Here is a 25,868-nt window from a genome sequence, read left to right on the forward strand (position 1 = left end):
ACTCTTGAACAGGTCTTTAAACCCAAAGGTGCATACCATGAACGTATCCAGTAGAACGGTTGTGATATTGAACATCCTTTCCGCCACAGGTTTATTGTTGATTCTCGCCGAACGATTCCACTGGTTCTGAACCGCCCCCTACGCTGGCATAACCCAATCGTTCCTGCGAAGGGGCATATTCAGGCCCTGTTTGGTAGACTGTGGATATCAACGAACAAGGATTAGGTTATGCCAACAAAACGATTTGCCGTAAAACACTGGAAAATGGTGCTGGTGCTGATTGCCATCTGCGGCGCAATGCTGTTACTCCGTTGGGCGGCGATGATTTGGGGTTAGGGGCGAGTACAGCTCATCAGAAGGGACGTCACAAGATCAGAGAGAATAAACGGGCCGACATTATCATCGGCCCGTCTTCATTACATTCTATAACCCAGTGAAACCGTGGTTCTGCGGTCGGTATGATCCGGTGCAGACTCTGGTGGTGAAGAGTTCCAGGTCACGTTGTAGGCGACTTTCAGACCAAAGTGTTCGTTGATGGCCACGTTGAGCGCCGTCTCAGAGTTCAGCGTCGTGTCGTCGGCACCAAATACAGAAACACCCTGTGTAAATTTGGTGTTATCAGTCATCTGCCAGGCATAGGTACCAGAAGCGTAACCGAGCGGTTGGGTTTTGGTATCGCCATTGGTGTACTCGTCATAACGCACACCGGGACCGAATTCAAAACGGAGGCTGTGTACCGGACCGTTCAGGAACTGACGACCATAACCCGCCGTGAACACGTCACGCTGGCGATAACCGTTGTAACGGTCGGTTAACCAGCTTGCCTGACCAAACAGGTAGTCATAGTCGGTCATGTTGTAACGGCTACGTCCGCCTACCGCATATTTCTCGGAAGAGCGTTCGTCATTAGCGGACGTATTGCTGGCATTACCCCACAGAGACCAGGCGGTGGTATTACCGTACCAGGTGAGCGTACTGTCCGCCGTCAGAGAAGAGCTTTTGGTGTTACCGGATTGTGCCAGGTACCCCGCGTTCAGGTTACCTTCAAACGGTTTTTTCGCGGTGGAGGGATCGTCCATGACAGTAAAAACGGAATCATCGGCGGTCGCGTTCATAGCCGCAAACACGCCACCCGCCAGCATCAGTGCAGCGGGCACTGTCTTTAAAAGCTTCATTTTATTAAGGAGTCCGTACAACAAAAAAAGAGACCACACGGTCCCGGAATCTTTCTTGAGGATCAATGACAAGGCGTCCAGAGAAAGGTAACAAATTATAAAAAGCCGCAAATAACATAGCAATGTTTTCTTATTTCATTTTTTGAATAAGAACGATCCCAAAAAGCGTTTTATTTTATATGTCTCCGGCCTCACTTTTATTCACTATTCATATTTAAAATCATACTGTTATTTACATTGCCTTCCTGACAAATGGTGCCAGACTAAAAGGAACCCATGCTAAAAGGAGGTAATGATGGTTCCTATCTACACCCTGACGCTCTCCCCTTCCCTTGATTCCGCCACCCTGACGCCGCAGATTTATCCGGAAGGTAAATTGCGCTGTAGCGCCCCGGTCTTTGAGCCCGGCGGTGGCGGTATCAACGTGGCGCGCGCCATTACCCACCTCGGCGGCAAAGCCACGGCCATTTTCCCCGCAGGCGGTGCTACCGGTGAACATCTGGTCTCCCTGCTGGCAGATGAACAAGTGGCCGTAGAGACCGTCGAGGCGAAAGACTGGACGCGGCAAAACCTGCATGTTCACGTGGAATCCAGCGGCGAGCAGTACCGGTTTGTCATGCCGGGCGCGAAACTCACCGATGACGAGTTTCGTCAGCTTGAAGAGAAAGTGCTGACGATAGAAAGCGGCGCGCTGCTGGTGGTCAGCGGCAGCCTGCCGCCCGGCGTCAGCACGGAAAAATTAACCGCGCTGATTCAGGCGGCGCAGCAACGCGGTATTCGCTGCATCGTCGACAGCAGCGGCGAGGCCCTGCAAGCGGCCTTAGTGCCGGGCAATCTTGAACTGGTCAAACCCAACCAGAAAGAGTTAAGCGCGCTGGTCAACCGAGACTTGACGCAGCCTGACGATGTGCGCACCGCCGCGCAGGAGCTGGTACGCAGCGGCAAAGCGCGACGCGTGGTGGTTTCCCTCGGTCCGCAGGGGGCACTGGCCGTCGATGAAACGTCGTCCGTTCAGGTTGTTCCACCGCCGATGAAGAGCCAGAGCACGGTTGGCGCGGGTGACAGCATGGTGGGTGCGATGACGCTTAAACTGGCGCAGGGTGCGTCACTGCTGGAGATGACGCGCTACGGCGTGGCGGCGGGTAGCGCCGCCACCATCAACCAGGGCACGCGCCTCTGTTCGCTGGCCGATACGCAAAAAATCGTCGATTACCTGTCCCGAAATTAACGTCTGTTCCCCTTCATCTGCATGGAGGGGAACGTCATCCCCGAGTCGCCAAACGCAAACTATCGACTATGCTAAGAAAACTTCCATGATAACAATGAGGTGAATTATGAGCAGTGGTGACATCACTCGTTATGTCGTAACCGTCAACCTTCATGAAGCATCGCTTACCGAGCTAAATGAGCTCAACAATGCCTTCACCCGGGCTAATTTTCTCCTCACCCTGACGGATGACGAAGGCAATATTCATGATTTAGGCACCCTGGCATTTGGCCTGATCGGCGCGCTTAATAAAGAAGAGGTCCATGCGCTGGCCGCCAGCCTGGTGGAAAGTGTGACCGACAAGCCAGCCGAAATTGACGTCGACACCTGGGAAAGCTGGCAGAAAAAAGAACAATAAGTGCCCTGTATGAAATTAAACCGCTCAGGTGTGCGTTAGTTCGTATTTTTTTACCGCAATAATGCGCTAACTTTATGATCTGGCAGACAACATGGGAGAGTCAACATGTGGCAGGCTATCAGTCATCTTTTAAGTGAGCAGCTGGGTGAAGGTGAAATTGAACTGCGTAACGAACTGCCAGGCGGAGAGATCCACGCCGCGTGGCATTTACGCTACGCAGGGCGCGATCTCTTCGTAAAATGCGATGAACGCGAGCTGCTTCCGATATTTACCGCCGAAGCCGATCAGCTGGAGCTGTTGTCGCGCAGTAAAACGGTGACGGTCCCGCAGGTTCTGGCCGTCGGTAGCGACCGCGATTACAGTTTTCTGGTCATGGAATATCTCCCCGCCCGTCCGCTGGATGCCCATAACGCTTTCATTCTTGGCCAGCAGCTAGCGCGCCTCCATCAGTGGAGCGACCAGCCGCAGTTTGGCCTTGATTTTGACAACGATCTCTCCACCACGCCACAGCCCAATGCCTGGCAGCGCCGCTGGTCGACGTTTTTTGCCGAGCAGCGCATTGGCTGGCAGTTAGAGCTTGCCGCCGAGAAAGGCCTGGAATTTGGCAATATTGATGCCATCGTCGAACACGTGCAGCAGCGTCTGGCCTCCCACCAGCCTCAGGCGTCTCTGCTCCACGGTGATTTGTGGTCCGATAACTGCGCGCTGGGGCCCAACGGCCCCTATATCTTCGACCCGGCCTGCTACTGGGGCGACCGTGAGTGCGATCTTGCCATGCTGCCGCTGCACCCAGAACAACCGCCGCAGATATACGACGGGTATCAGTCGGTTTCCCCCCTGCCGCCCGGCTTCCTCGATCGTCAACCGGTGTATCAGCTTTATACGCTGATGAACCGCGCCATACTTTTTGGTGGGGAACACCTGGTTAACGCCCAGCGGGCGCTTGAGCGCATGCTTGCCGCCTGAGACGCGAACGGGTGGCTTTGCCGCCACCCGTATCGGTTACAGAAAACCGAGCAGTGAGAAGAAGAAGTATCCTGCCACAATGATAATCACGGGAAGGATATAGAGCGGGAAGATTTGCAGGAAAATGGTGTGGCGCGGCACAACAATGCGGGATTCAATCTGCTCCCGGCTCATACCTTCCGGGCCTTTGGCCTGCTCCAGAATGAGCTGGTCCTCGACGCCCTCGCGTAAGAAGCGCGTCTGACGGCTCATTCGCGCGCCAGAGGCCTGCAGCGCCAGCGCAACAAAGATCAGGGCGTAGATCACCCAAAAGCCGATATTCAGCTGATGCTGAAAATCCGGGGTCGGTGAGTTAAACCAGAAGACATTCAAGAATGGCGTATTAAAACGCATCATCTCAATCATCACATGCGCAAAATCAAGCATAACCGCATTGATACCCGGCTGTTTTTCGCTGTGATCGTACATAAATTTGAGTACAGAAATCAGCGTAGAAATGACGGCAGGAATAAAAATCACCCAGCCAGCAATACGTTTTAAGACCGCAATGCGTCCAGCTTGTTGATACGTCATCAGTTCCTCTTCATAAAGACGCGTTATTTGTGCCTAAGTCTACCTGCTGGCCATCAATTTCGCCCGCTCTTTAAAAGCAATATGCTAAATTGCAGAGTGTGCTTAGCACTTATCGTCTGTCGAACACCCTGGATAAGGAGACGTTGTGATGTCGACACCGCGCCAAATTCTTGCCGCAATTTTTGACATGGATGGATTACTGATCGATTCCGAACCGTTGTGGGATCGCGCCGAACTGGAGGTCATGGCCAGCCTGGGCGTGGACATCAGCCGCCGTAATGAACTTCCCGATACGCTGGGCCTGCGCATCGATATGGTGGTTGACCTGTGGTTTGCCCAACAGCCGTGGGCTGGACCGGGTCGTGATGAAGTGACCGCGCGCATTATCAGCCGCGCCATTTCGCTGGTAGAAGAGAGCAAGCCGCTGCTGCCCGGCGTACGTGAGGCCGTCGCGCTGTGTAAAGCCCAGGGGCTCAAGGTCGGCCTGGCCTCGGCGTCACCGCTGCATATGCTGGAAAAAGTGCTCATCATGTTTGAACTGCGCGACAGTTTCGACGCGCTGGCGTCCACTGAGAAATTGCCTTACAGCAAGCCGCACCCGCAGGTCTATCTCGACTGTGCCGCTAAGCTCGGCGTGGATCCCCTCAACTGCGTTGCGCTGGAAGATTCCGTTAACGGCATGATAGCGTCTAAAGCCGCGCGGATGCGCTCCATTGTGGTGCCTGCGGAAGAAGGCCGCCACGATCCCCGGTTTGCCCTTGCCGATGTGAAGCTGATTTCACTGGCAGAACTCACGGCGCATCACCTGCGGGGCGGTTAAGACCCTCCTGCAGTTTGTGACAAACAGTTACACCGTCACCTCTTCCGCCTACTGTATAAAAACCCTATACTGTATGAATTGACAGTTTTATGGGTTTTATCATGACGGCGGAAGGCCACCTGCTTTTTTCTATCGCGTGCGCAGTATTTGCCAAAAACGCTGAACTCACCCCCGTGCTGGCACAGGGGGACTGGTGGCATATCGTCCCTTCCGCCGTTTTGACCTGTCTGCTGCCCGATATTGACCATCCCAAGTCCTTCCTCGGTCAGCGCCTGAAGTGGGTGTCAAAACCCATCGCCCGCGCGTTCGGCCACCGGGGGTTTACGCACAGCCTGCTGGCCGTGTTTGGCCTGCTGACGCTTTTCTATTTAAAAGTGCCCGAAAGCTGGATCGTCCCCGCCGATGCCATCCAGGGGATGGTGCTGGGCTATCTGAGCCATATTCTGGCCGATATGCTGACGCCCGCGGGCGTACCGCTGCTGTGGCCCTGCCGCTGGCGCTTCCGTTTTCCTATCCTGGCACCGCAGAAAGGGAACCAGCTTGAGCGCGTCTTGTGCATGGCGCTGTTTGCTTACGCCGTCTGGATGCCGCAAACGTTGCCCGAAAACAGTGCAGTCCGCTGGTCTTCCCAGATGATTAATTCGCTACAATTTCAGTTCAATCGCTTTATTCATCACCAGATTGAACAGTAAACCAACAAAACTATCCCATTTGTCATAACCCATTCCATTTGGATATAAGCGCGACATCACACTTCTGCTAACCTTCCGCCAACAGGATCGGTAAAAACCGATCCGATAATAAATCAGGAGAACGGGGATGAATTTTCCACTCATCGCGAACGTCGTTGTGTTCGTTGTATTGCTATTGCTTCTCGCGCAGGCGCGCCATAAACAGTGGAGCCTGGCGAAAAAGGTGCTGGTTGGTCTGGCCATGGGTGTCGTATTTGGTCTGGCATTACAGGCTATTTATGGCTCCGATAATCCAGTACTGAAAGATTCCATTCAGTGGTTCAACATTGTCGGTAACGGCTATGTTCAGCTGCTGCAGATGATCGTTATGCCGCTGGTGTTCGCCTCTATTCTGAGCGCCGTTGCCCGCCTGCATAACGCGACCCAGTTGGGAAAAATCAGTTTCCTGACCATTGGTACGCTACTGTTCACCACGCTGATTGCCGCGCTGGTGGGTGTGCTGGTCACTAACCTGTTTGGCCTGACCGCAGAAGGTCTGGTTCAGGGGACCGCTGAAACGGCACGTCTGACTGCGATTCAGACCAACTACGTCGGTAAAGTGGCTGACCTGACCGTGCCGCAGATGGTGCTCTCCTTCATTCCTAAGAACCCGTTTGCTGACCTGACCGGTGCGAGCCCAACCTCCATCATCAGCGTGGTTATTTTCGCCGCGTTCCTGGGCGTGGCGGCGCTGAAGCTGCTGAAAGACGATGCGCCAAAAGGCGAACGCGTGCTGACCGCGATTGATACCCTGCAAAGCTGGGTGATGAAGCTGGTTCGTCTGGTCATGCAGCTCACCCCTTACGGCGTGCTGGCGCTGATGACCAAAGTGGTTGCCGGCTCTAACCTGCAGGACATCATTAAGCTGGGCAGCTTCGTTGTCGCCTCTTACCTGGGCCTTGGCATTATGTTCGTGGTGCACGGCATCCTGCTGGGCGTGAACGGCGTCAGCCCGCTGAAATACTTCCGTAAGGTCTGGCCGGTACTGACCTTTGCCTTCACCAGCCGTTCCAGCGCCGCGTCTATTCCGCTGAACGTTGAAGCACAGACTCGTCGTCTGGGCGTGCCTGAATCCATCGCCAGCTTCTCTGCCTCCTTTGGTGCCACCATTGGTCAGAACGGCTGTGCGGGTCTGTACCCGGCGATGCTGGCGGTAATGGTTGCTCCTACAGTCGGCATCAACCCGCTGGATCCGGTCTGGATCGCCACGCTGGTCGGGATTGTTACCGTAAGCTCCGCAGGCGTTGCGGGCGTTGGCGGCGGTGCAACCTTCGCCGCGCTGATTGTGCTGCCTGCGCTGGGTCTGCCTGTGACGCTTGTCGCGCTGCTGATCTCCGTTGAGCCGCTGATCGACATGGGCCGTACCGCGCTGAACGTCAGCGGCTCCATGACCGCCGGTACGCTGACCAGCCAGTGGCTGAAGCAGACCGACAAAGCGATTCTGGAAAGTGAAGACGACGCCGAACTGGCGCATCGTTAATCGCTGTAGATATAAAAAAACCGCCAACAGGCGGTTTTTTTATGGCTGTTATTCTTCAACCTCTTCATCCTGGCGGATCTGCATCGCCCACCGCTGTGCGGACTCCGGCACCGTAAAGGTGGGAGAGCGACGGAAATGTTCGCCGATCAGCACAAAGGCCACGTATTTCCCCCGTAACTGCCACACATCGCGAAAACCCTCCACTTTCAGGGCATGGTCTGGCGGCGCGGGCTCAACGCGGGGCACATAGCTAATAACCTGGCGGTTTTGTTGACGAAGAGGTTTCATAAGCGACGGATTCACTAAAGCAAATTCTTGAAGCAGGAAAATTCTATGATAGCCGATCCTGCTGCCTTCCGTCGCGCTCCGAGTGGGTGAGATGGCTCCTTTCGTTAATGATGGCCTGTGAAAACTCTTAGTTCGCGAGCCATCTCACGACATTGTTCTATCCTTAATAGGGTTTTTAGCAATGGATAAAGGAGAAGCGTGCAATGTCGAACAAAGATAAAACACATCAATCACCGATTCATGGCACTGAAGAATCTCAACCGGGCATGGACTCTCTCGCCCCTGCAGACGGCTCTCACCGCCCCTCCCCGGGCCCTTCCGCACCAGGCGAACAGCCTACCGCACCGGGAAGCATGAAATCCCCGGATACGGGAAACGAGAAGCTGAAGTCGCTTGAGCCACACCGTAAAGGCGGCGAAGGTTTTGCGCTCACCACCAATCAGGGCGTGCGCATCGCTGACGATCAGAACTCCCTTCGCGCAGGCTCGCGCGGGCCAACCCTGCTGGAAGACTTCATTCTTCGGGAAAAAATCACCCATTTTGACCACGAGCGGATACCGGAACGCATCGTCCACGCACGCGGTTCCGCTGCGCATGGCTATTTTCAGCCCTACAAGAGCCTGAAGGCGATCACCAAAGCGGACTTCCTCTCCGACCCGGATAAAATTACCCCGGTATTTGTGCGTTTCTCCACCGTGCAGGGCGGCGCAGGTTCGGCAGACACCGTCCGGGATATCCGCGGCTTTGCCACCAAGTTTTATACCGAAGAAGGTATTTTCGATCTGGTCGGCAATAACACGCCGGTGTTTTTCATTCAGGACGCGCATAAATTTCCTGACTTTGTCCATGCGGTAAAACCGGAGCCCCACTGGGCCATACCGCAGGGACAAAGTGCGCACGACACCTTCTGGGACTATGTCTCCCTGCAGCCTGAAACCTTACACAACGTGATGTGGGCGATGTCAGACCGCGGGATCCCCCGCAGCTACCGCACCATGGAGGGGTTTGGCATCCATACCTTCCGGATGATCAACGCCGAGGGGAAAGCCACGTTTGTCCGTTTCCACTGGAAGCCGGTGGCGGGTAAAGCCTCGCTGGTGTGGGACGAGGCGCAGAAGCTGACCGGGCGCGATCCGGACTTCCATCGCCGCGAGCTCTGGGAATCCATTGAAGCGGGCGACTTCCCGGAATACGAGCTGGGCCTGCAGCTCATCCCGGAAGAGGACGAATTTAAGTTCGATTTCGACCTTCTGGACCCGACGAAGCTGATCCCGGAAGAGCTGGTACCGGTGCAGCTGGTGGGTAAAATGGTGCTCAACCGCAACCCGGATAACTTCTTTGCCGAAAACGAGCAGGCCGCGTTCCACCCGGGGCATATCGTGCCGGGGCTGGACTTCACCAACGATCCGCTCCTGCAGGGACGCCTGTTCTCCTATACCGATACGCAGATCAGCCGTCTTGGCGGGCCGAACTTCCACGAGATACCGATCAACCGCCCAACCTGCCCGTACCACAACTTCCAGCGCGACGGGATGCACCGTCAGGATATTGATACCAACCCGGCGAACTATGAGCCGAACTCCATCAACGATAACTGGCCGCGTGAAACGCCTCCCGGACCGAAACGCGGTGGATTTGAATCCTATCAGGAGCGTATCGATGGCAATAAAATTCGCGAACGCAGCCCCTCGTTCGGCGAGTATTACGCCCACCCTCGCCTGTTCTGGAACAGCCAGACGCCGAATTGAGCAACAGCACATCATCGGCGGCTTCAGCTTTGAGCTGAGTAAAGTGGTGCGCACCTACATCCGCGAGCGCGTGGTCGATCAGCTGGCGCATATTGATGTTCAGCTTGCCCAGAGCGTCGCGGACAACCTGGGCATTACGCTGACCGACGAGCAGCGTAACCTCGCTCCGCCGAAAGAGGTTAACGGCGTGAAGAAAGATCCGTCGCTGAGCCTGTATGCGTTGCCGGGCGGCTCGATTAAAGGCCGCGTGGTTGCCATTCTGCTGAACGACAAAACCCGCGCCAGCGACGTGCTGGGGATCATGCAGGCGCTAAAAACCCAGGGCGTGCATGCCAAACTGCTCAATTCCCGCATGGGTGAAGTGACGGCCGACGATGGTTCTGTGCTGCCGGTCGCGGCGACCTTTGCCGGTGCGCCATCGCTCACCGTCGATGCGGTGATTGTGCCAGGCGGAGATCTTGCCAGTCTGCTGACCAACGGCGACGCCGTCTATTATCTGCTGGAAGCCTATAAGCACCTGAAACCGATCGCGCTGTCCGGCGACGCGCGACAGTTTAAAGCGCAGCTGAAGGTGGCCGATCAGGGTGAGGACGGCATTGTCGAGGGCGATAACGTTGACGATGCCTTCATGACGAAGCTGTTTGATTTGCTCGCCGCGCACCGCGTCTGGTCGCGAAGCAGCAAGGTCGATCAGATTCCGGCGTAAAAAAAAGCCCGGTGGCGGCTTCGCCTTACCGGGCCTACAAGAGTTAGCAGGTCGTTCGTAGGCCGGGTAAGGCGAAGCCGCCACCCGGCAACTCTTACAGCTCCCTGAACGTCCCCAACCGATACCCGCGCTCGGCAATCGCGTATTTCAGCGAGGCCGACGTCAGCACGTCCAGCTCCGCCAGCCGCGGCCAGCAGTAGGCACTTTTACGCACGGTGTTATCGACAAAGGCAGGATGCGCCATCACTTCCACCGAGGTTTCACCGCGGGCAGCGGAATCATCCAGCACCTTCAGGAACAGCGCTTCGCTGATCTCTTCTCCGTAAAACCCGCTGCTGAACCCCTCAGTGGACGTAACAGCGCAGTCCGGCAATCCGTGCACCTCGCGATCCACGCGCATCGCCACGCCTTTGCGCTGCGCAAACCCGGCGACAACAGGGAAAATTGCCGGGATCATATGCACGTGGTGATGGCTGTCGATGTGCGTCGGCGCCTGACCAAACACATCAACGAAGCGGTTGAACTGGCACTCCAGCTCGCGGGCAATCTCTTCGAGCGGCAGAGCACCCTGCTCCGCCCGTTCCCAAATCCATTTACCCAGCTGGCCGTCGCGCGTCAGGCCCGGCATTGGCGAAAGCGGCATCCCGAGCGTCAGCACAAAATGCATGCCGACGCCCAGCTCTGGCACCTCGCGGCTCAGCTGCGCCGCGTGTTCAACCGCCTCAGCGTTAACCAGCGCCGTTGTAGAGGTCACAACCCCCCGGCGACAGGCTTCAATAATGCCGTAGTTCTGGCCTTTCGAGAGGCCAAAATCATCAGCATTAACGATCAGCAGGTTTTCCATTGTGCGTCCTCTTATTGCTGTTTGAACTTCAGCTTCTCGATCGTGGCGGCAAAGTTCGGCAACCACTTTTCATGCGCCAGGATCATCTCGCTGGCCAGCTGCTCCGCGTCGCGGTCAGAATGCACCAGCGGGCTGAGGTTCAGGGCCAGCAGCACGTCATTGAGTTCCCCGCTCAGCGCCGCGTTGCTTGCTGCCACTTCAAAGCCTTTGATGGTATGAATCAGCCCCATGACCTTGTCATCGAAGTGGGTGATACGGGGATGCGGTTTAGCCCCCTCGCGCCCCAGGATGCAGGTCATTTCGACGGCCCAGTCAGCCGGAATATTGTCGACATGGCCGTGATGCGGGACGTTAACATAGTGCTCAGCCTGCTTGTCGTTGTAGATGGCGTTGATCACTTCACACGCCGCATCGGAGTAGTAGGCCCCGCCGCGCTGCTCCAGCTCTTTCGGTTTGACGTTCAGGTTCGGGTCTTTATACAAATCGAACAGCTGCTTTTCGACCTTCTGAACGATCTGCGCACGCGCGCCGCCCTTATAATACTCGCCCATTTCAATGGCCAGCATCTCTTTCTGCTTGAAGTAGTAAAGCAGGTACGAGCAAGGCAGCAGATTCAACGAGCGGATCAGCCCTTCGCTGAACGGCAGGTCAAAGATGTTTTTCACCGATGCCGCCGTCAGACGACCGGAGGCTACGCCGTCGAGGAGCTCGGCAAAGCGCGATTCCCCGTTCACGATGACATCTTTAATAAACACCATGTGGTTCAGGCCGAACAGATCGATGGAGAGATCGTCGTTGTCGGTCAGCGCCAGCACGTCGCGGATGAACATCTTCATGCCGATCGGAATATTACAGACGCCGATAAAGCGTTTGAAATTCGTATGACGATAGACCGCCTCGGTCACCATACCGGCCGGGTTGGTGAAGTTAATGACCCACGCGTTCGGGCAGATCTCCTGCACGTCTTTGACGATGTCGAAAATGACCGGGATGGTGCGCAGGCCTTTAAACAGGCCGCCCGCGCCGTTGGTCTCCTGCCCCAGATACCCGTGGCTCAGGGGAATACGCTCGTCCAGCTCACGCGCTTTCAGCTGGCCGACGCGCAGCTGGGTGGTGACGAAATCCGCATCTTTCAGCGCCAGACGACGATAGAGGGTTTTATGCACGGTCAGAGGCACGCCCGCTTTTTCCACCATGCGCTTGCACAGGTCGAAAATAATATTCAGCTTCTCCTGACCTTCCTCAACGTCTACCAGCCATAATTCGCTGACCGGTAATTCATGATAACGTTTCAGGAAACCTTCGAGTAATTCCGGGGTATAGCTGCTGCCGCCACCAATGGTTACGACTTTTAATTTCTTCTGCATAATATCTCCCTTAGCGTATCAGGTTAATCGCCTGCAAGGTATAGCGTGCTCTTCCCGCTATTTGGGCAAGCCATTAAAGCAATATTCGTGGCGGGTAATCCGCCGACAGTTAATTAATTACCGTCAAATTTTTCCGGTAACTGTTCGGTGTGAATGACGTCAGTTTCTTAAAGGTTTTAATAAACAGGCTGGGGCTGCTGTATCCTGACTCGTATGCAATATCGGTGACAGAATAGTTGGTAATTTCCAGCTGTTTTTTAGCAAAATTAATGCGGATTTCATTAATAATTTGCACGGGCGTTTTACGGTAATAACGCTGCGTCGCGCGGGTCAGATATTCCTGGGATTTGCCCGACAGGGAGACCATATTTTCCAGCGCATTTTCGCTGAACTGGCTTTTATCGTGCATCAGCTCAACGGTGCTGCGCAGCCATTGCGGAATATCATCCGTCACCTGCTGCTCTTCACGATGATGGCGCAGCCGGTTCATCACGTAGAAGGTCACCGTTTCAATAAACTCATCAAATTCATTGTCGCGGAAGTTAAGCGAGGCGATAACCGTTTCAATCCAGGTCATGAACTCGTTTTTGACGCGATAAACCTGGGAGGCCACAAAGCAGAACGGCACCAGCGGCAGATAGTGCTTCTCGAAGAAACGTCTGCTGACGCCCACATTCAGAATACGGGTGGCACCAAATTCGTAAAAGCTCTGGTGATAAGATCCCATCGGCAGGAAGACAAAATCCCCTCGTTCAAGCAGAACGCGCTTACCGTTGATCTCCTGGTAGTAGCGGCCGGTCAGAACAATCGTGAACTCGTAGTAGTCATGCTGATGCAGACCGCTGGCGCTCTCCGTTTTGTTGTAGATAACCACGTGAAAATTTTTGCCATTAAACAGCTGCTGTTCAAGTGCGGTTTTAATTTCCATCGTGCTGACCTCCTGCTACTCAGTCTGACTTACTGCATCTTCTCGTGAAGCTCAATGAGCTCCGCCACCAGCTCGCGTGCCAGCATCGAGGTCATCAGGTGATCCTGCGCGTGGACCAGCACCAGGCTGACCTTCATCTTCCCTTCGCCCTGATCGCTTTCAATCAGCTTTGTCTGCACCAGGTGCGCTTCGTTCAGCGCCGTGCGGGACTGTTCCATCATGGTTTTCGCCGCGGCGAAATCCCCCTGCTTGGCCTGCTTCAGCGCGGCGTAGGCCAGGCTGCGGGCCTGCCCGGAGTTGATGATAAGCCCCATCACCACTTCTTCGAGATCGTTCTCGACGGCGTCGTCTGCGACAATATTATCCAAATCTAACATCTTTAAGCTCCTTGTGGCTGGCGCGGGTTTCCCCGCGCCGTCAATCTTAGAATTTCAGTGAGAGGGCGATATCCTCTTCGCTCTCTTCTTCATCAATGATGGTGGCGGCTTTGTTCGCAATCGCTACGAACGGCATGTACAGCAGGGTGGCAATCCCGAGGTTAAATATCGCCAGCAGGAAGGCTGCGACGCTGCCGTTGGTGTTGAAGAAGGCGCCCAGACCCGCTGGCATGGTCCACGGTGCAATGTTGGTGACCGGTGGAATGATGCCCATGTAATACGCCGTCAGGGTGATAGCGGCCAGCAGCGGCTGAACCAGGATGAACGGAATGAACATGACCGGGTTCATGATGATTGGCAGACCGAACAGAATCGGTTCGTTAATCTGGAAGATGCCTGATGGCAGCGCCAGCTTCGCGACCTGACGGTAGTCTGCGCGACGAGAGACAATAAAGACCGCGATGATCAGACCCAAGGTTGCCCCGGTACCGCCCAGGAAGATATAGGAGTCAAGCATCGGCTTCGCCCACACATGGAAAGTTTTACCCGCTGCCAGCGCCGCGTCAACGGAGCCGTACTGCTGATACAGTGCAACGTTTTCCAGTGCCCACGGGGTCATAATTCCGCTGTCCAGCGCGGCCAGTGCCAGTGAACCATGCACGCCAAAGAACCACAGCAGAGAGGTGAAAATCACGTACGCCCAACCGACCACGCCACCCATAGACGCCAGCGGCGTAGAGATAGAGTCCATGATGATCTGGTGGAAGTTCGTGCCCCAGTGAGAGAGCGCCCAGGCGATAATCCCCATAATAGAGAGAATAATGAAGCCTGGAATCAACGCGGAAAATGAACGGGAAACGGAGGCCGGTACGCTATCCGGCAGGCGGATCACCCAGTTGCGACGGATAATAAAGGTGAACATCTCTGCCACCACCAGGCCGATAACAATACCGGAGATGATGTTAGCCCCACCCAACCAGTTGGCGCCCACAGCATAGGCTTCACCGACGCTGTACGGGGTCACTGTCATAAAGGCGGCGACGGATAATAACCCGGCAGCCAGTGGGTCCACCTTACGCTCTTCTGCCAGCGCCATCCCAATAAAGAAAGGCGCCATCAGCGACATAATCCCCAACGTACCGTTATAGACGTTGCCGCCGATGGCTTTAAAACCATTAAGGGTTTCAATTGTGGAAGCGTCTAACCGAATTCCTAATGAATAAAAGAAGGAACCTTCACCAAAGCTCAGAAAAACGTTGTTAATTAAAACGAACATGGCCCCGGCCAGCGTCAACGGCATTAATTTAATAAAGCCGTTTTTGATGGCATTAACGTGAGGCTGCTTTCCTATTTTAACAGCAAAAGGAAGGAGTACCTTTTCAAGTGAAGCGATGACTTTACTCATAGGAAAATACCCTTAAATGCCGTAACGCATGTTACGGCGTATTGTGTGTGAAATAACTCTTTGACGGGAAAAATAAAAATTAATTAGCAGCTTTTTTAATCGCTGCCACAGCAGCTTTAAGAACACCTAAACCATCAATCTTGCCGTACAGCCCCGAGTCGATCACTTCGACCGGTTTATTGGGTAACAGTCGTTGAATTTCGGGCAACATATAGGCAATTTGCGGTCCCAGTAAAACAACATCGGCTGTCTGACCTTTTTCGCCCGCCAGCGTTTCCGGGAACGCTTCGATCACCACAGGGACTTCATACTTTTCAGCCTGCGCACGCATCTTTGACACCAGAAGCGAGGTTGACATGCCCGCTGAGCAGAACAGGTAGATATGTTTCTTTTCCATCGTAATTTCCCTCTTGTATGACTACCTGCCGTCGCGTTCTCACTCGACTCGCTGTCCCGGCAGACAGGTAGTTTGCGTACTGTTGTTTATCGTTGGAGTGAGTATACGCAATGGTACAGACAGGGGATAATTCTGAACAGACTCAAATTGTCTCTCATTGACCTGGCTTGTTGACTACCCTCACATTTCGGGCAAATAATTCGCGAAAAGAAATAAGATTTTCTGATGCATAAAAAAACCGGCCCCGGGGCCGGTTTGTTAACATCCTCAGGCAAGCAGGGTGACTACGCCTTAGGTGCCTGCGGGTCAGTATCGTATTCAGCACAGGTCTGATAGCCGGAGTTGATCACATGACCGGTATCATCCAGGGCGACAAAGTAGGTTTCTGCCTTACCATCACGTTGACCCAGGATGTAGGTCTGGCAGGTCCCTTTCGCATGAATCATGGTAACTTCGGAAGAAGGTTTACCGGCAATCGCAGCGACCTGCGAACGGGTCATCCCTTTTTTGACATCTTTTACTACGGGCTGCGTAAACTGATCCTTGGTGCGATCGTAAGCCGTACACCCTGCCAGCATAGTCAGTACCGCCGCTGCGCTAAGAATTCCTGCTACGTTCTTGTTCATATTCCGTCCTCTTGTTTATCAGCGTGTTATCTAAGCATGGGATAAAAAGTACTATTGTTCAACTTTGTGCGTTACGCCAGACGAATTTCGGAAAATTCTAATAAAACAACGATAACCTGCTAAAACGGCGTAAATTAGCGCACTCGAAACTGTGATCCTTGTCGTTTTACGTCCAAAGGGTTAGTTTTAACAGTTAACACATTCTGTTTATGGAGAGCGTGATGACTCTGCAACAAGAGATTATCCAGGCGCTGGGCGCGAAGCCTGCGGTAGATGCAAATGAAGAGATCCGCCGCAGCGTGGATTTTTTAAAAGCGTATTTAAAGAAGAACTCTTTCCTGAAATCTCTGGTGCTAGGCATCAGCGGCGGCCAGGATTCAACGCTGACCGGTAAGCTCTGCCAGATGGCAATTTCAGAGCTGCGCGAGGAGACGGGAGATGAAACCCTGCAATTTATCGCCGTGCGTCTTCCATATGGCGTACAGGCGGACGAGCAGGATTGCCAGGATGCAATCGCCTTCATTCAGCCTGACCGCGTGCTGACCGTCAATATTAAAGGCTCCGTGCTGGCAAGCGAGCAGGCGCTTCGCGAAGCGGGCATTGAGTTAAGCGATTTTGTTCGCGGCAACGAGAAAGCCCGCGAGCGCATGAAAGCGCAGTACAGCATTGCCGGGATGACCAAAGGCGTCGTGGTCGGCACCGACCATGCGGCAGAAGCGATCACCGGTTTCTTCACCAAGTACGGCGACGGCGGCACCGACATCAACCCGATCTTCCGCCTGAACAAGCGTCAGGGTAAGCAGCTGCTTGCCGCGCTGGGCTGTCCTGAGCATCTGTATAAGAAAGCGCCGACAGCGGACCTTGAAGACGATCGCCCTTCCCTGCCGGATGAAGCGGCCCTTGGCGTCACCTACGACAACATTGATGATTATCTGGAAGGCAAAAAGCTGGATGAAGGCACCGCGAAGATCATCGAAGGCTGGTATCTGAAAACCGAGCACAAGCGCCACACGCCAATTACGGTGTTTGACGACTTCTGGAAATAAACGCAAAACGGTAACCCCGTTTTGTAGGCCGGGTAAGGCGTCGCCGCTACCCGGCTCTTTTTTAACCACCACACTCCTGCTACACTGTATGCCTGAACAGTATATGGAGCAGTATGTGAGCAGGCGTCAATCCGCCCCGCGTCTTGAGTTTGAAGCGGCGGCTATCTACGAATACCCCGAGCACCTTCGCCCCTGGCTTGAGGCACTGCCTAAACAGCCGGGCGTGTACATCTTTCACGGCGAAAGCGACACGCTGCCGCTTTACATCGGCAAGAGCGTTAACATTCGCAGTCGGGTGTTATCCCATCTGCGTACCCCGGACGAGGCCGCCATGCTGCGCCAGTCGCGACGCATTACCTGGTTCCAGACGGCGGGAGAAATGGGCGCGCTGTTGCTGGAAGCGCGTTTGATTAAAGAGCAGCAGCCGCTGTTCAACAAGCGCCTGCGCCGCAACCGTCAGCTCTGCTCCCTGCAGATCAACGAAGGCAAGCCGCAGGTCGTCTACGCGCGGGACGTCGATTTTTCTCATGCCCCGAATCTCTATGGGTTGTTCGCTAATAAAAGAGCCGCACTTCAGGCGCTGCAGACGCTGGCGGACGAACTCCAGCTTTGCTACAGCCTTTTGGGCCTTGAGGCGACCACGCGCGGACGCGCCTGTTTCCGATCCGCGCTGAAGCGCTGTGCCGGTGCCTGCTGTGGGAAAGAGAGCGTTGAGGCGCACCACGCCCGGCTCCTCGCCGGTCTGGCGGCCATCAGCGTGAAGTGCTGGCCCTGGGAAAGCGCCGTTGCGCTAAAAGAAGTGGGTGACGCGATGACCCAATATCACATCGTCAATAACTGGCTCTGGCTGGGCGCTGTCGACGATATCAACGACGCGGCAACCCTGCTGCGCACGCCCGCCGGATTTGACCACGATGGCTACAAAATTCTCTGTAAACCTGTGCTGGCCGGTAAGTTTGAAATCATTGAGCTCAATGGCCTAGCAGCCACGTGATTTCGCTGAACAATAAGGTACCCTGAGCCTCCAGCAGACGCAGCGTATGGGTACCCTCCTCCCAGCTGGCGCCCTGATCGGCCGTCAGCAATTTATCACCCAGCTGCCACGCCCCGCTTAACACAAACACCACGCCCCCGCGTGTGCCAAAGGTGGTAAAGGTACGGTCAGCCACGCGCACCTTCGCCCGACAGCAGTCGCGACGGGTCATGATGTTGAAGTCCATCGCCATCCGCCCATCGGACAGCAGCGCTTTCACCGGCAGGTCGCCAGCAAAGCTGTAGGGCTGATGGTGCTTCAGGGTATGGAAGAACGCCTGGCCCGCATCCAGCGTCACCTCCCCGCCTTCCAGCAAGGTAATTACCCGATCGACGCCGGGAAAAGAGGAAAATTCGCCGTTGCTGGCGATAGTTGCGATACTGGCGCGCCAGTGAAAATCGCGCGTTGCGGGAGGGAAACAACAAATCTCACGCGTTTCACCCGCACCATTGCGCCAGAGGCTGACCGGCATCTTACGGATATCAAAGAACTCCATCACCACTCCTGAATGGCACAACCCGTGCCAGGGCAAGGATATTGCTATCGTTGCTGTCTTGTTTGTTATCGTTAGGTATTCACAACACAGTATCGGCAGCAGAGCGGGCAGGCCTTAGCGGAACGTTAATAAAAATTCTAACGCCATGACTCTACAAACATTCTCTGATGCGACTACAGGAGCATACCGCGCTGGCGGCGGCAGACAAGAGGGCAGGAAAGAAAAACCGCCGGTCCTGTCCACAGCGATTGCGCTTTTGTGGACAGGATCCCGGCGGTCTTAAGAGAGTGAACCGATTATTCGGTTGGTGCTGGCATTTTACCTTCCATCGCCGGACGTTCTGTCAGACGCTTCTCAAAATTCGCATTAAATTGTTTTTTCTGTTCCGGGGTCAGAATGTTGTAGATCTTGTTCTGGGTTTCCAGGTGAGCCAGCATACGGGCTTTGTGCTGCTCGGCCATTTTGTCGATCTGCGCTTCGGCTTTCGCCTTGTCGAAGCTGTCGCTAGCGATGATGTCATGCATGGCACGACGCTCTTCCAGCGGCGGACGTTTCATCTGGTCGCGTTCGCTTTTCCGGATATCGCGGATCTGCTGTTTCTGCGCATCCGTCAGGTTGAGATCCTTAAACATCATCATCTCGTTGTGCATACCCGGGCCTTTATGATGCATCATCATTTTGCCTTCAGCAGGCGCGGCAGCGGTGGTGGTCGCAGTATCTGCGGCGAAGGCCATGCTGGTAGCGCCCAGAGCCAGGGTAGAAGCAACAAACAGTGCAGTAAACTTACGCATAATTTATTTCCTTTCTTTCAGTTATTCTTCGGCGCTATGCCGTGTTGACGAGATTAACTTTACGGGGTTTATCGTCAATTAGTCAGAGCAACGGTAAAACAATGAAAGTGTAAAAAACAAATTTTCGCCAAATATGGAGGAAATAAGGATAAAGCGTGGAGAGTTGCAACCAAAAATATTCAATGCGATGATTTTAAAGCGATTTAGAAAAAGTATAACGGAGTGAAGGTGAATAATAAAGCAATTCACCAGGAATATTCTGCAAAACACGTTCACGCGCTTTAATTGCTAAGAAAAGGTATTTAACTTCCCCTCCCGGATGATGAGAGGGGAAAGGTTCAGGATATTTTTTCCAGCATCAGCCCGGCACGCAGGCCAAACGCGACGGTTGGGTTAGGGAATAAAACATACTCGGTGGTTTTCTGTACCTCGTAACGTTCCTCGCCGTCCTCGGCCAGCAGCGCCCCTTTGCGGAACGGGGTGAAGTTGAGGGTGTGTGCGGCCATGTGGAGCAGGAAGGCATCGCTGCGGCGCGTGATCTGCTGCACGACCCGGTAACGCTCAACGGTCTGGTGCGTATGCTCGGGAGCCGACCCGCCCAGCAGCGCCCGCAGGGCGAGATGCGTTGGCGCAAAGCGGGTGAGATCGTTTTGCCCAAACGGCAGCGCTTTCCCCAGCTCCAGCGTACAGGACAACGCACCAAAGTGCTCACAGGTGAAGTGCGTAAAGGTTCCGCCCGGCGACTGGTGAAACACCAGCGCCTCCAGCCCGGCATCTCCCAGCCAGCTCAGGAAATCTTCCTCCCACGGCTGATTGCGCTGCGGCAGCACGCCGAAGCGGACATGGTAGGACGCGCGGATGGCCGTATGCAGATCCAGATGCCAGCGCACGGGCCCCGCAGCGGCAAAGAACGCGGTCACCACGTTCTCCAGCCACGCTGCCCGCGCCGTTTCGTCACTTTGCGGAAACTGCGACCAGCGCCCGCCGAACATGCGGTTAATGTCGCTCACCAGATACCGTTTATTTTGCGCCAGCGCAGGGGGATTGCCGAGCACCACCAGCACGCGGCACTTCAGGGCAATTTCATTGCGATACAGCGCGCGCAGCAGCAGATCGACAATCTCAACGGGCGCCGTTTCATTCCCGTGAATGCCCGTTGAAAGCAGCAGCGAGAGATCGCTCTTTGCGGTCGGCGTCAGCTCAAGCACCCCGCGCCCCAGCCACCGCCAGCGAAATGAGGGGCCATCCCCCTCTTTCTGTTCCGGCGTTTCATCGGCCAGGGTCAGCGCCAGTAAATTTTCCATACCCACTCCTTTAGCGCTGGAACGGATAAACCGATCCCAGCTGCAGGATTGTCGACAACGTGTCCAGCGCCTCGCGACCTTCGCGCAGAAGCTGCGGGTCAACCAGATCGGCCTGCGTTAGACGGTCGCGATAGTAGCGATCGACCCAGTCATTCAGGCGCGTAAAGAGCGTATCGTTCATCATGACCGCCGGGTTAACCGCCTGCATTTCGTCCTGAGTCAAGACCACGCGCAGACGTAAACAGGCTGGACCACCGCCGTTGGCCATGCTTTCACGCAGGTCAAACACGCGCAGTTCGTCAATCGGGTTATCCGCCTTCACCAGCTCGGTCAGGTAGCGCCATACGCCCTGATGATCCCGGGACTCCTGCGGCAGGACCAGCATCATGCTGCCGTCATCGCGGCTGAGCAGCTGGCTATTGAACAGATACGTTTCAACCGCGTCCTGCACGCTCACCGCCTCCGTTGGCACCTGGACAGGCGTCAAGCCGTGCACGCGCTCATGCAGCGTGGCGAGCAGCTTTTCCTGATGGGCAAACGCCAGCTCGTGGCAGAACAGCACCTGGCGGTTAGAAACGGCAATCACGTCGTTGTGGAACACGCCCTGGTCGATCACATGCGGGTTCTGCTGGGCAAAAATCACCTGGGAAGGATTCACCTGGTTCAGGCGGGCAACCGCCTGGCTGGCCGCCAGCGTCTGACGGGCAGGATAACGGGTTGGCGCGACGTGGCCCCCCTCTTCTCGCCCGTAAATAAACAGCTGCACACCCGGCTCGCCATAATCGCCCCCCAGGCGGTTATGGTTGGCCGCGCCTTCGTCGCCAAACATCGCCACCTGCGGCAGGGCCTGATGCACCGCGAAATGGGCATCCTGGTTGAAAATGGCGCGCAGCACGCGCTCGGTGGTTTCCGCTTCGGTGGCGCGGTGAAACTTGTTATTCAGGTTCGCTACCGTCAGGTGGACTTTGCCATCCAGCGTATCGGCTGACGGCGCGACGGTTGCCGCGTTGGCGACCCACATCGAAGAGGCGGAGCTTGCCGCCGAGAGCAGGTGCGGCGTCTGCGTCCCCGCTTTTTCGACCACCTGCTCATCGGTGCCGCTAAAGCCGAGCTGACGCAGTACCGCCACGTTCGGACGCTCCTGCGGCGGGATCACCGCCTGCGGGAAACCGGCATCCGCCAGCGCTTTCATCTTAAGCAGCCCCTGCTTCGCCGCCAGCTTCGGGTTGGAAACCTGAAAACGGTGCTTCGTGGAGGCTTCATTACCAAAAGAGAGACCGGCGTAGTGGTGCGTCAGCCCCACCAGCCCGTCAAAGTTGACTTCACGCGCTTTCATGACGGTCCCCTCCGGTAAAGTCCAGCCCCGGATTAAGCGTCTCCGGCAGCGTCAGCGCCGGGGTTTCCAGGCTCGCCATCGGCCAGGCACAGTAATCAGCGGCATACCACGCGCTGGCGCGATGGTTCCCCGACGCGCCCACGCCGCCGAACGGCGCGGTGCTCGCGGCCCCGGTCAGCGGTTTATTCCAGTTCACAATCCCGGCGCGCGCTTCCAGCAGCAGTTGGTCAAACTTCTCGCGATGCGGCGAAATCAGCCCGCTCGACAGACCGTAGCGGGTGTTATTGGCCATTGCGATGGCATCGTCAAAATCGTCATAGCGCCAGACGCACAGCAGCGGGCCAAAGACCTCTTCATCCGGCACGTTGCTCGCGCCGCTCATCTCAACGATGCCCGGCGTCAGCAGCGAGGCACCCGGCTGAACCTGTTTCGGTTCGAGCAGGGTTTTCGCGCCGCGCGTGAGGTGGTCCTGCCAGGCCTTCAGCACGTTCAGCGCGGCCTGCTCGGAAATCAGCCCGCCGATAAACGGCTGCGGATCGGCATCCCACGCGGCTGGCACCAGACGCGCGCTCACCTCAACCAGACGTTTGAGGAACGCATCCCCTTGCGCGCCCCGTTTCACCAGCAGGCGGCGGGCGCAGGTGCAGCGCTGTCCGGCGGTAATAAAGGCGGACTGAATCGTCAGGTGCACCGCGGCGTCGATATCGTCAGGGTCTTCCACAATCAGCGGGTTGTTGCCGCCCATCTCGAGAGCAAGGATTTTTTCCGGCTGCCCCGCCAGCTGGCGATGCAGCTGATAGCCCGTCCCGGCGCTGCCGGTAAACAGCAGGCCGTCGATATCGCTCAGCGCGCTCAGCGCCTGGCCGGTTTCACGTCCGCCCTGCACCAGGTTCAGCACGCCCGGCGGCAGGCCAGCCTGTTCCCACAGCTTCACCACCGCCTCGCCGGTTAATGGGGTGAGCTCGCTCGGCTTGAAAATCACGGTATTGCCTGCCAGCAGCGCGGGCACAATGTGGCCATTCGGCAGATGCCCCGGGAAGTTGTACGGACCAAACACCGCCAGCACGCCGTGCGGACGGTGGCGCAGCGTGGCCGCGCCGTCCGGCATCTCGGTGTGCTGTTCGCCGGTGCGGGTGTGGTACGCCTTCACCGAAATGGCGATTTTGTTGATCATCGCTGTCACTTCGGTTGCCGCTTCCCAGCGCGGTTTACTGGTTTCAGACGCGATGATGCGCGTCAGTTCGGCCTTATTGGCCTCCAGCAGCCCGGCAAACTTTTCAACAAGCGCCTGGCGCACGGCGAAAGGCTGTTTTGCCCACGCCGGGAACGCGCGGCGAGCGGCATGGCAGGCTTGTTCCACCTGCGCGGCGCTGGCGTCGTTCCCGTTCCAGAGCACCTCTTTTCCTACCGGATTGGTCTTTACGCGCTGTTCGCCTTCGCCCGTGACCCAGTCACCGTTAATCCATAATGTCATGCTGTTTTCTCCTCAGGGCAGAGACGCACCAGGCGAACCTTATCGCCGGCGTTACATTTCAGGGCATCCAGTTCTGCAGCCGTCAGCACCAGACGTTCACATTTCGGGTTGGTCCGCACCAGCATCGCACGGAAGTTGGCGTAATTTTCGTTTGCCACCAGGCATGCCGGCCAGTCGCCCGGCGCGGGCTGGCCTTCAGAGACCTCAACCAGCCGGCTCTTACGGATCGCGCGCACGCGGTCGATATCGCACTCAAGCGTAGGCCCGCCGTCAAAGATGTCGACATAGTTACGGTAGCGGAAGCCCTCTTTCTCCAGCACCGCGCGGGCAGGTGCGGTTTGCGGATGCACTTCGCCGATCACCGCCTGCGCTTCCGGGCTGAGGAAATGGGTATAGATAGGATGCTTCGGCATCAGTTCGGCAATAAAGGCTTTCTGACCCGTGCCGCAGAGATAGTCCGCCCGACTGAACTCCATCGAGAAGAAGCGCTCGCCCAGGCTCTCCCAGAACGGTGAATAGCCGGTGTCGTCGATCACGCCGCGCATCTCCGCAACCACCTTTTCGTTAAAGCGATCGCGGAAGGCGGCCATAAACATAAAGCGCGATTTGGAGAGCAGATAGCCGTTGCCCTCCTTGCGCCACGCCGGGTCGAGGAACAGCGTGCAAAGCTCGCTGGCGCCCGTGTGGTCATTGCAGAGGAACAGCGTCGGCAGCGCGTTATAGACGTTCAGCTCTTTCGAGGCATGAACCATGGTGCCGACGCGGTAGTTGTACCACGGGTCGTTAAGCCCGACGGCCACTTCAATGGCGCAGATCCCGGCCACGGTCCCCGTGTCGGTGTCTTCCAGCACGAACACATACCCCTGTTCGCTTTTTGGCAACGTCCCCTGCCAGGTTTGAAGGGCGCGCTCAATGCGCGCCGACAGCGTTTTTTCATCGGCTGGAAGCGAGGTCAGCCCGCCTCCCGTCTTACCGGCAAGCTGCATGAGCCCGGCGAGATCGCCGCGCTCAACGGGACGGATGACCATCATGATGACACCCCGGATTTCACCTTTTCACACGCCAGCGCAAAGCGGTCCAGACCGGTTTGCACCTCTTCCTCGCTGACAATCAGCGCGGGAGCAAAACGCACGACGTTGGCACCGGCAATCAGTACCATCACGCCCACTTTTGCCGCTTCCTGTGAAATAAGTTTAGCTTTTCCGGCAAACTCAGCGGTGAGCTCGCAGCCGATTAACAGCCCCAGGCCACGAATTTCTTTAAACAGGCCAACCTTGCCGTTGATGGCATTCAGGCGCTCAACAAACCAGTCGTGGCGCTGCTTAACGCCCTTCAGCACCTCAGGGGTATTAATGATGTCGAGCACCTGTCCGGCAACGGCGGTGGCCAGCGGGTTGCCGCCGTAGGTGGTACCGTGGGTGCCGACGGTCATCACGCTGGCGAATTTATCGGTAGTCAGCGTTGCGCCAATCGGGAAGCCGCCGCCCAGCGCTTTGGCGGTCGACAGCACGTCCGGCGTGACGCCGTAGTGCATATAGGCATACAGCTCGCCGGTGCGGCCCACGCCGGTCTGCACTTCGTCGAAAATCAGCACCGCGTTATGACGATCGCACAGCTCGCGCAGCCCCTGCAGGAATTCTTTTTTCGCCGGAAGCACGCCGCCCTCGCCCTGCATCGGCTCGACGATCACCGCACAGGTGGTGTCGTTAATCAGCTCGCTGGCAGACTGCAGATCGTTATAAATACCGTGACGGATATCCGGCGGCAGCGGTGCGAAATCCTGCGAGTAGGAAGGCTGGCCACCCGCGCTGACGGTAAAGAGCGTCCGTCCGTGGAAGGCATTTTTAAACGCCACGATACCGCTCTTGTGGGTTCCAAACTTATCGTGCGCATATTTGCGCGCCAGCTTCAGCGCCGCTTCGTTGGCTTCCGCCCCCGAGTTACAGAAAAAGACTTTTTCGGCAAACGTCGCGTCGATCAGTTTTTTGGCCAGGCGCAGCGCAGGCTCGTTGGTAAAGCCGTTGCCGGTATGCCAGAACTTCGCTGCCTGGTCATTGAGCGCCTGACGCAGCGCCGGGTGCGCATGCCCCAGCGCGTTCACCGCAATCCCACCGGCAAAGTCGATATACTCTTTACCCTGCTGATCCCACAGGCGCGAGCCTTCCCCACGAACCGGAATAAAAGCCGCCGGAGCGTAAACCGGCATCATCCATTCATCGAAATTTTCACGCGTAATTGACAGAGACATAGCGACCTCATCCGGTAAATAAAAGGTTATTTGAATGTTAAATAATTGAGTGTTTGCACTGTGAATGTAGATTGCAGCCTTCGT

General features: G+C 56.1%; 27 protein-coding genes and 1 pseudogene. 11 read left to right on the plus strand and 17 right to left on the minus strand.

Annotated elements, in window-relative coordinates; all coding sequences use genetic code 11:
- The first annotated feature begins 37 nt into the window (after positions 1–37).
- Together yncL and yniD are read left to right on the plus strand one after the other, a co-directional pair.
- The gene (gene yncL, locus B498_RS23085; RefSeq protein ID WP_021241082.1) at positions 38–130 is read left to right on the plus strand and encodes a stress response membrane protein YncL; all 93 of its coding nucleotides are present in this window, start codon (positions 38–40) and stop codon (positions 128–130) included.
- A 98-nt stretch (positions 131–228) separates the two neighbouring features.
- Positions 229–336 (plus strand): small membrane protein YniD, encoded by a 108-nt coding sequence (gene yniD, locus B498_RS22870; protein WP_008500658.1) that lies wholly within the window; start codon positions 229–231, stop codon positions 334–336.
- Between the two features lie 80 nt (positions 337–416).
- On the opposite strand, the gene B498_RS14515 is transcribed toward yniD, so the two are convergent.
- The gene (locus B498_RS14515; RefSeq protein ID WP_021241081.1) at positions 417–1,175 is read right to left on the minus strand and encodes a YdiY family protein; all 759 of its coding nucleotides are present in this window, start codon (positions 1,173–1,175) and stop codon (positions 417–419) included.
- 295 nt (positions 1,176–1,470) lie between these two features.
- On the opposite strand from B498_RS14515, the gene pfkB reads away from it, so the two are divergent.
- The 3 genes from pfkB (at position 1,471) to B498_RS14500 (ending at position 3,766) form a co-directional block, all read left to right on the plus strand.
- Positions 1,471–2,403, plus strand: a complete 933-nt coding sequence (gene pfkB, locus B498_RS14510; RefSeq protein ID WP_008500660.1) for a 6-phosphofructokinase II — start codon at positions 1,471–1,473, stop codon at positions 2,401–2,403.
- A 106-nt stretch (positions 2,404–2,509) separates the two neighbouring features.
- On the plus strand, positions 2,510–2,800 hold the full coding sequence (gene ghoS / locus B498_RS14505) for a type V toxin-antitoxin system endoribonuclease antitoxin GhoS (RefSeq protein ID WP_008500661.1): 291 nt from the start codon (positions 2,510–2,512) through the stop codon (positions 2,798–2,800).
- A gap of 105 nt (positions 2,801–2,905) precedes the next feature.
- Entirely contained in the window at positions 2,906–3,766 is an 861-nt protein-coding gene (locus B498_RS14500; RefSeq protein ID WP_008500662.1) for a fructosamine kinase family protein, read from the plus strand.
- Between the two features lie 36 nt (positions 3,767–3,802).
- Here the strand turns inward: B498_RS14500 and B498_RS14495 are convergent, their stop codons facing one another.
- Complete coding sequence (locus B498_RS14495) at positions 3,803–4,339, minus strand: YniB family protein (protein ID WP_008500663.1); 537 nt, start codon at positions 4,337–4,339, stop codon at positions 3,803–3,805.
- 148 nt (positions 4,340–4,487) lie between these two features.
- On the opposite strand from B498_RS14495, the gene hxpB reads away from it, so the two are divergent.
- The 3 genes from hxpB to tcyP all read left to right on the plus strand — a co-directional run bounded on the left by hxpB (position 4,488) and on the right by tcyP (position 7,370).
- Positions 4,488–5,159, plus strand: a complete 672-nt coding sequence (gene hxpB, locus B498_RS14490) for a hexitol phosphatase HxpB (protein ID WP_008500664.1) — start codon at positions 4,488–4,490, stop codon at positions 5,157–5,159.
- Between the two features lie 101 nt (positions 5,160–5,260).
- Positions 5,261–5,851, plus strand: a complete 591-nt coding sequence (locus B498_RS14485; protein ID WP_014883483.1) for a metal-dependent hydrolase — start codon at positions 5,261–5,263, stop codon at positions 5,849–5,851.
- A 127-nt stretch (positions 5,852–5,978) separates the two neighbouring features.
- On the plus strand, positions 5,979–7,370 hold the full coding sequence (gene tcyP, locus B498_RS14480; RefSeq protein WP_008500667.1) for a cystine/sulfocysteine:cation symporter: 1,392 nt from the start codon (positions 5,979–5,981) through the stop codon (positions 7,368–7,370).
- A 48-nt stretch (positions 7,371–7,418) separates the two neighbouring features.
- Here tcyP and cedA read toward each other — a convergent pair whose 3' ends face one another.
- Positions 7,419–7,694 (minus strand): cell division activator CedA, encoded by a 276-nt coding sequence (gene cedA, locus B498_RS14475; RefSeq protein ID WP_191091794.1) that lies wholly within the window; start codon positions 7,692–7,694, stop codon positions 7,419–7,421.
- A 167-nt stretch (positions 7,695–7,861) separates the two neighbouring features.
- On the opposite strand from cedA, the pseudogene katE reads away from it, so the two are divergent.
- Positions 7,862–10,112 (plus strand): annotated as a pseudogene (katE, locus tag B498_RS0121325) (catalase HPII).
- A gap of 94 nt (positions 10,113–10,206) precedes the next feature.
- Here the strand turns inward: katE and chbG are convergent.
- The 7 genes from chbG to osmE form a co-directional block, all read right to left on the minus strand.
- Positions 10,207–10,956, minus strand: coding sequence for a chitin disaccharide deacetylase (gene chbG, locus B498_RS14470; RefSeq protein WP_008500671.1), 750 nt, complete (start codon positions 10,954–10,956; stop codon positions 10,207–10,209).
- A gap of 11 nt (positions 10,957–10,967) precedes the next feature.
- On the minus strand, positions 10,968–12,323 hold the full coding sequence (locus B498_RS14465; protein WP_008500672.1) for a 6-phospho-beta-glucosidase: 1,356 nt from the start codon (positions 12,321–12,323) through the stop codon (positions 10,968–10,970).
- A 109-nt stretch (positions 12,324–12,432) separates the two neighbouring features.
- Complete coding sequence (gene chbR / locus B498_RS14460; RefSeq protein ID WP_008500673.1) at positions 12,433–13,251, minus strand: transcriptional regulator ChbR; 819 nt, start codon at positions 13,249–13,251, stop codon at positions 12,433–12,435.
- A gap of 29 nt (positions 13,252–13,280) precedes the next feature.
- Positions 13,281–13,628, minus strand: a complete 348-nt coding sequence (chbA, locus tag B498_RS14455) for a PTS N,N'-diacetylchitobiose transporter subunit IIA (protein WP_008500674.1) — start codon at positions 13,626–13,628, stop codon at positions 13,281–13,283.
- A gap of 46 nt (positions 13,629–13,674) precedes the next feature.
- Positions 13,675–15,033, minus strand: coding sequence for a PTS N,N'-diacetylchitobiose transporter subunit IIC (chbC, locus tag B498_RS14450; RefSeq protein ID WP_008500675.1), 1,359 nt, complete (start codon positions 15,031–15,033; stop codon positions 13,675–13,677).
- 79 nt (positions 15,034–15,112) lie between these two features.
- The gene (chbB, locus tag B498_RS14445; RefSeq protein WP_008500676.1) at positions 15,113–15,430 is read right to left on the minus strand and encodes a PTS N,N'-diacetylchitobiose transporter subunit IIB; all 318 of its coding nucleotides are present in this window, start codon (positions 15,428–15,430) and stop codon (positions 15,113–15,115) included.
- A gap of 284 nt (positions 15,431–15,714) precedes the next feature.
- Positions 15,715–16,056: an osmotically-inducible lipoprotein OsmE gene (gene osmE, locus B498_RS14440; protein ID WP_008500677.1), complete on the minus strand. Its 342-nt coding sequence runs from the start codon at positions 16,054–16,056 to the stop codon at positions 15,715–15,717.
- A 221-nt stretch (positions 16,057–16,277) separates the two neighbouring features.
- Here osmE and nadE point away from each other — a divergent pair, with 221 nt between their 5' ends.
- Positions 16,278–17,102 carry an ammonia-dependent NAD(+) synthetase gene (gene nadE, locus B498_RS14435; RefSeq protein ID WP_008500678.1) on the plus strand — a complete coding sequence of 275 codons (825 nt, stop codon included), beginning with the start codon at positions 16,278–16,280 and terminating at the stop codon, positions 17,100–17,102.
- Between the two features lie 103 nt (positions 17,103–17,205).
- Complete coding sequence (gene cho / locus B498_RS14430; protein WP_172955643.1) at positions 17,206–18,096, plus strand: excinuclease Cho; 891 nt, start codon at positions 17,206–17,208, stop codon at positions 18,094–18,096.
- On the opposite strand, the gene ves is transcribed toward cho, so the two are convergent.
- From ves to B498_RS14395, 7 genes are all read right to left on the minus strand, one after another.
- Positions 18,074–18,631 (minus strand): environmental stress-induced protein Ves, encoded by a 558-nt coding sequence (gene ves / locus B498_RS14425; RefSeq protein ID WP_008500681.1) that lies wholly within the window; start codon positions 18,629–18,631, stop codon positions 18,074–18,076. The two genes, cho and ves, sit on opposite strands and share 23 nt — an antisense overlap.
- Positions 18,632–18,927: 296 nt before the next feature.
- The gene (gene spy, locus B498_RS14420) at positions 18,928–19,422 is read right to left on the minus strand and encodes an ATP-independent periplasmic protein-refolding chaperone Spy (protein ID WP_008500682.1); all 495 of its coding nucleotides are present in this window, start codon (positions 19,420–19,422) and stop codon (positions 18,928–18,930) included.
- A 338-nt stretch (positions 19,423–19,760) separates the two neighbouring features.
- On the minus strand, positions 19,761–20,726 hold the full coding sequence (astE, locus tag B498_RS14415; protein WP_008500683.1) for a succinylglutamate desuccinylase: 966 nt from the start codon (positions 20,724–20,726) through the stop codon (positions 19,761–19,763).
- Between the two features lie 10 nt (positions 20,727–20,736).
- Positions 20,737–22,062 (minus strand): N-succinylarginine dihydrolase, encoded by a 1,326-nt coding sequence (gene astB, locus B498_RS14410; protein ID WP_008500684.1) that lies wholly within the window; start codon positions 22,060–22,062, stop codon positions 20,737–20,739.
- Positions 22,049–23,536 (minus strand): succinylglutamate-semialdehyde dehydrogenase, encoded by a 1,488-nt coding sequence (astD, locus tag B498_RS14405; RefSeq protein ID WP_008500685.1) that lies wholly within the window; start codon positions 23,534–23,536, stop codon positions 22,049–22,051. Before astD ends, astB begins: the two co-directional genes overlap by 14 nt.
- A complete protein-coding gene (gene astA / locus B498_RS14400; RefSeq protein WP_008500686.1) occupies positions 23,533–24,567 on the minus strand; it encodes an arginine N-succinyltransferase in 1,035 nt (344 codons plus the stop codon). The genes astD and astA overlap by 4 nt, the downstream gene beginning before the upstream one ends.
- Complete coding sequence (locus B498_RS14395; protein ID WP_008500687.1) at positions 24,564–25,784, minus strand: aspartate aminotransferase family protein; 1,221 nt, start codon at positions 25,782–25,784, stop codon at positions 24,564–24,566. Before B498_RS14395 ends, astA begins: the two co-directional genes overlap by 4 nt.
- Between the last annotated feature and the right edge of the window lie 84 nt (positions 25,785–25,868).

This window comes from Enterobacter sp. SST3, assembly GCF_000286655.1.
GTDB classification, from domain to species: Bacteria; Pseudomonadota; Gammaproteobacteria; order Enterobacterales; family Enterobacteriaceae; genus Enterobacter; species Enterobacter roggenkampii.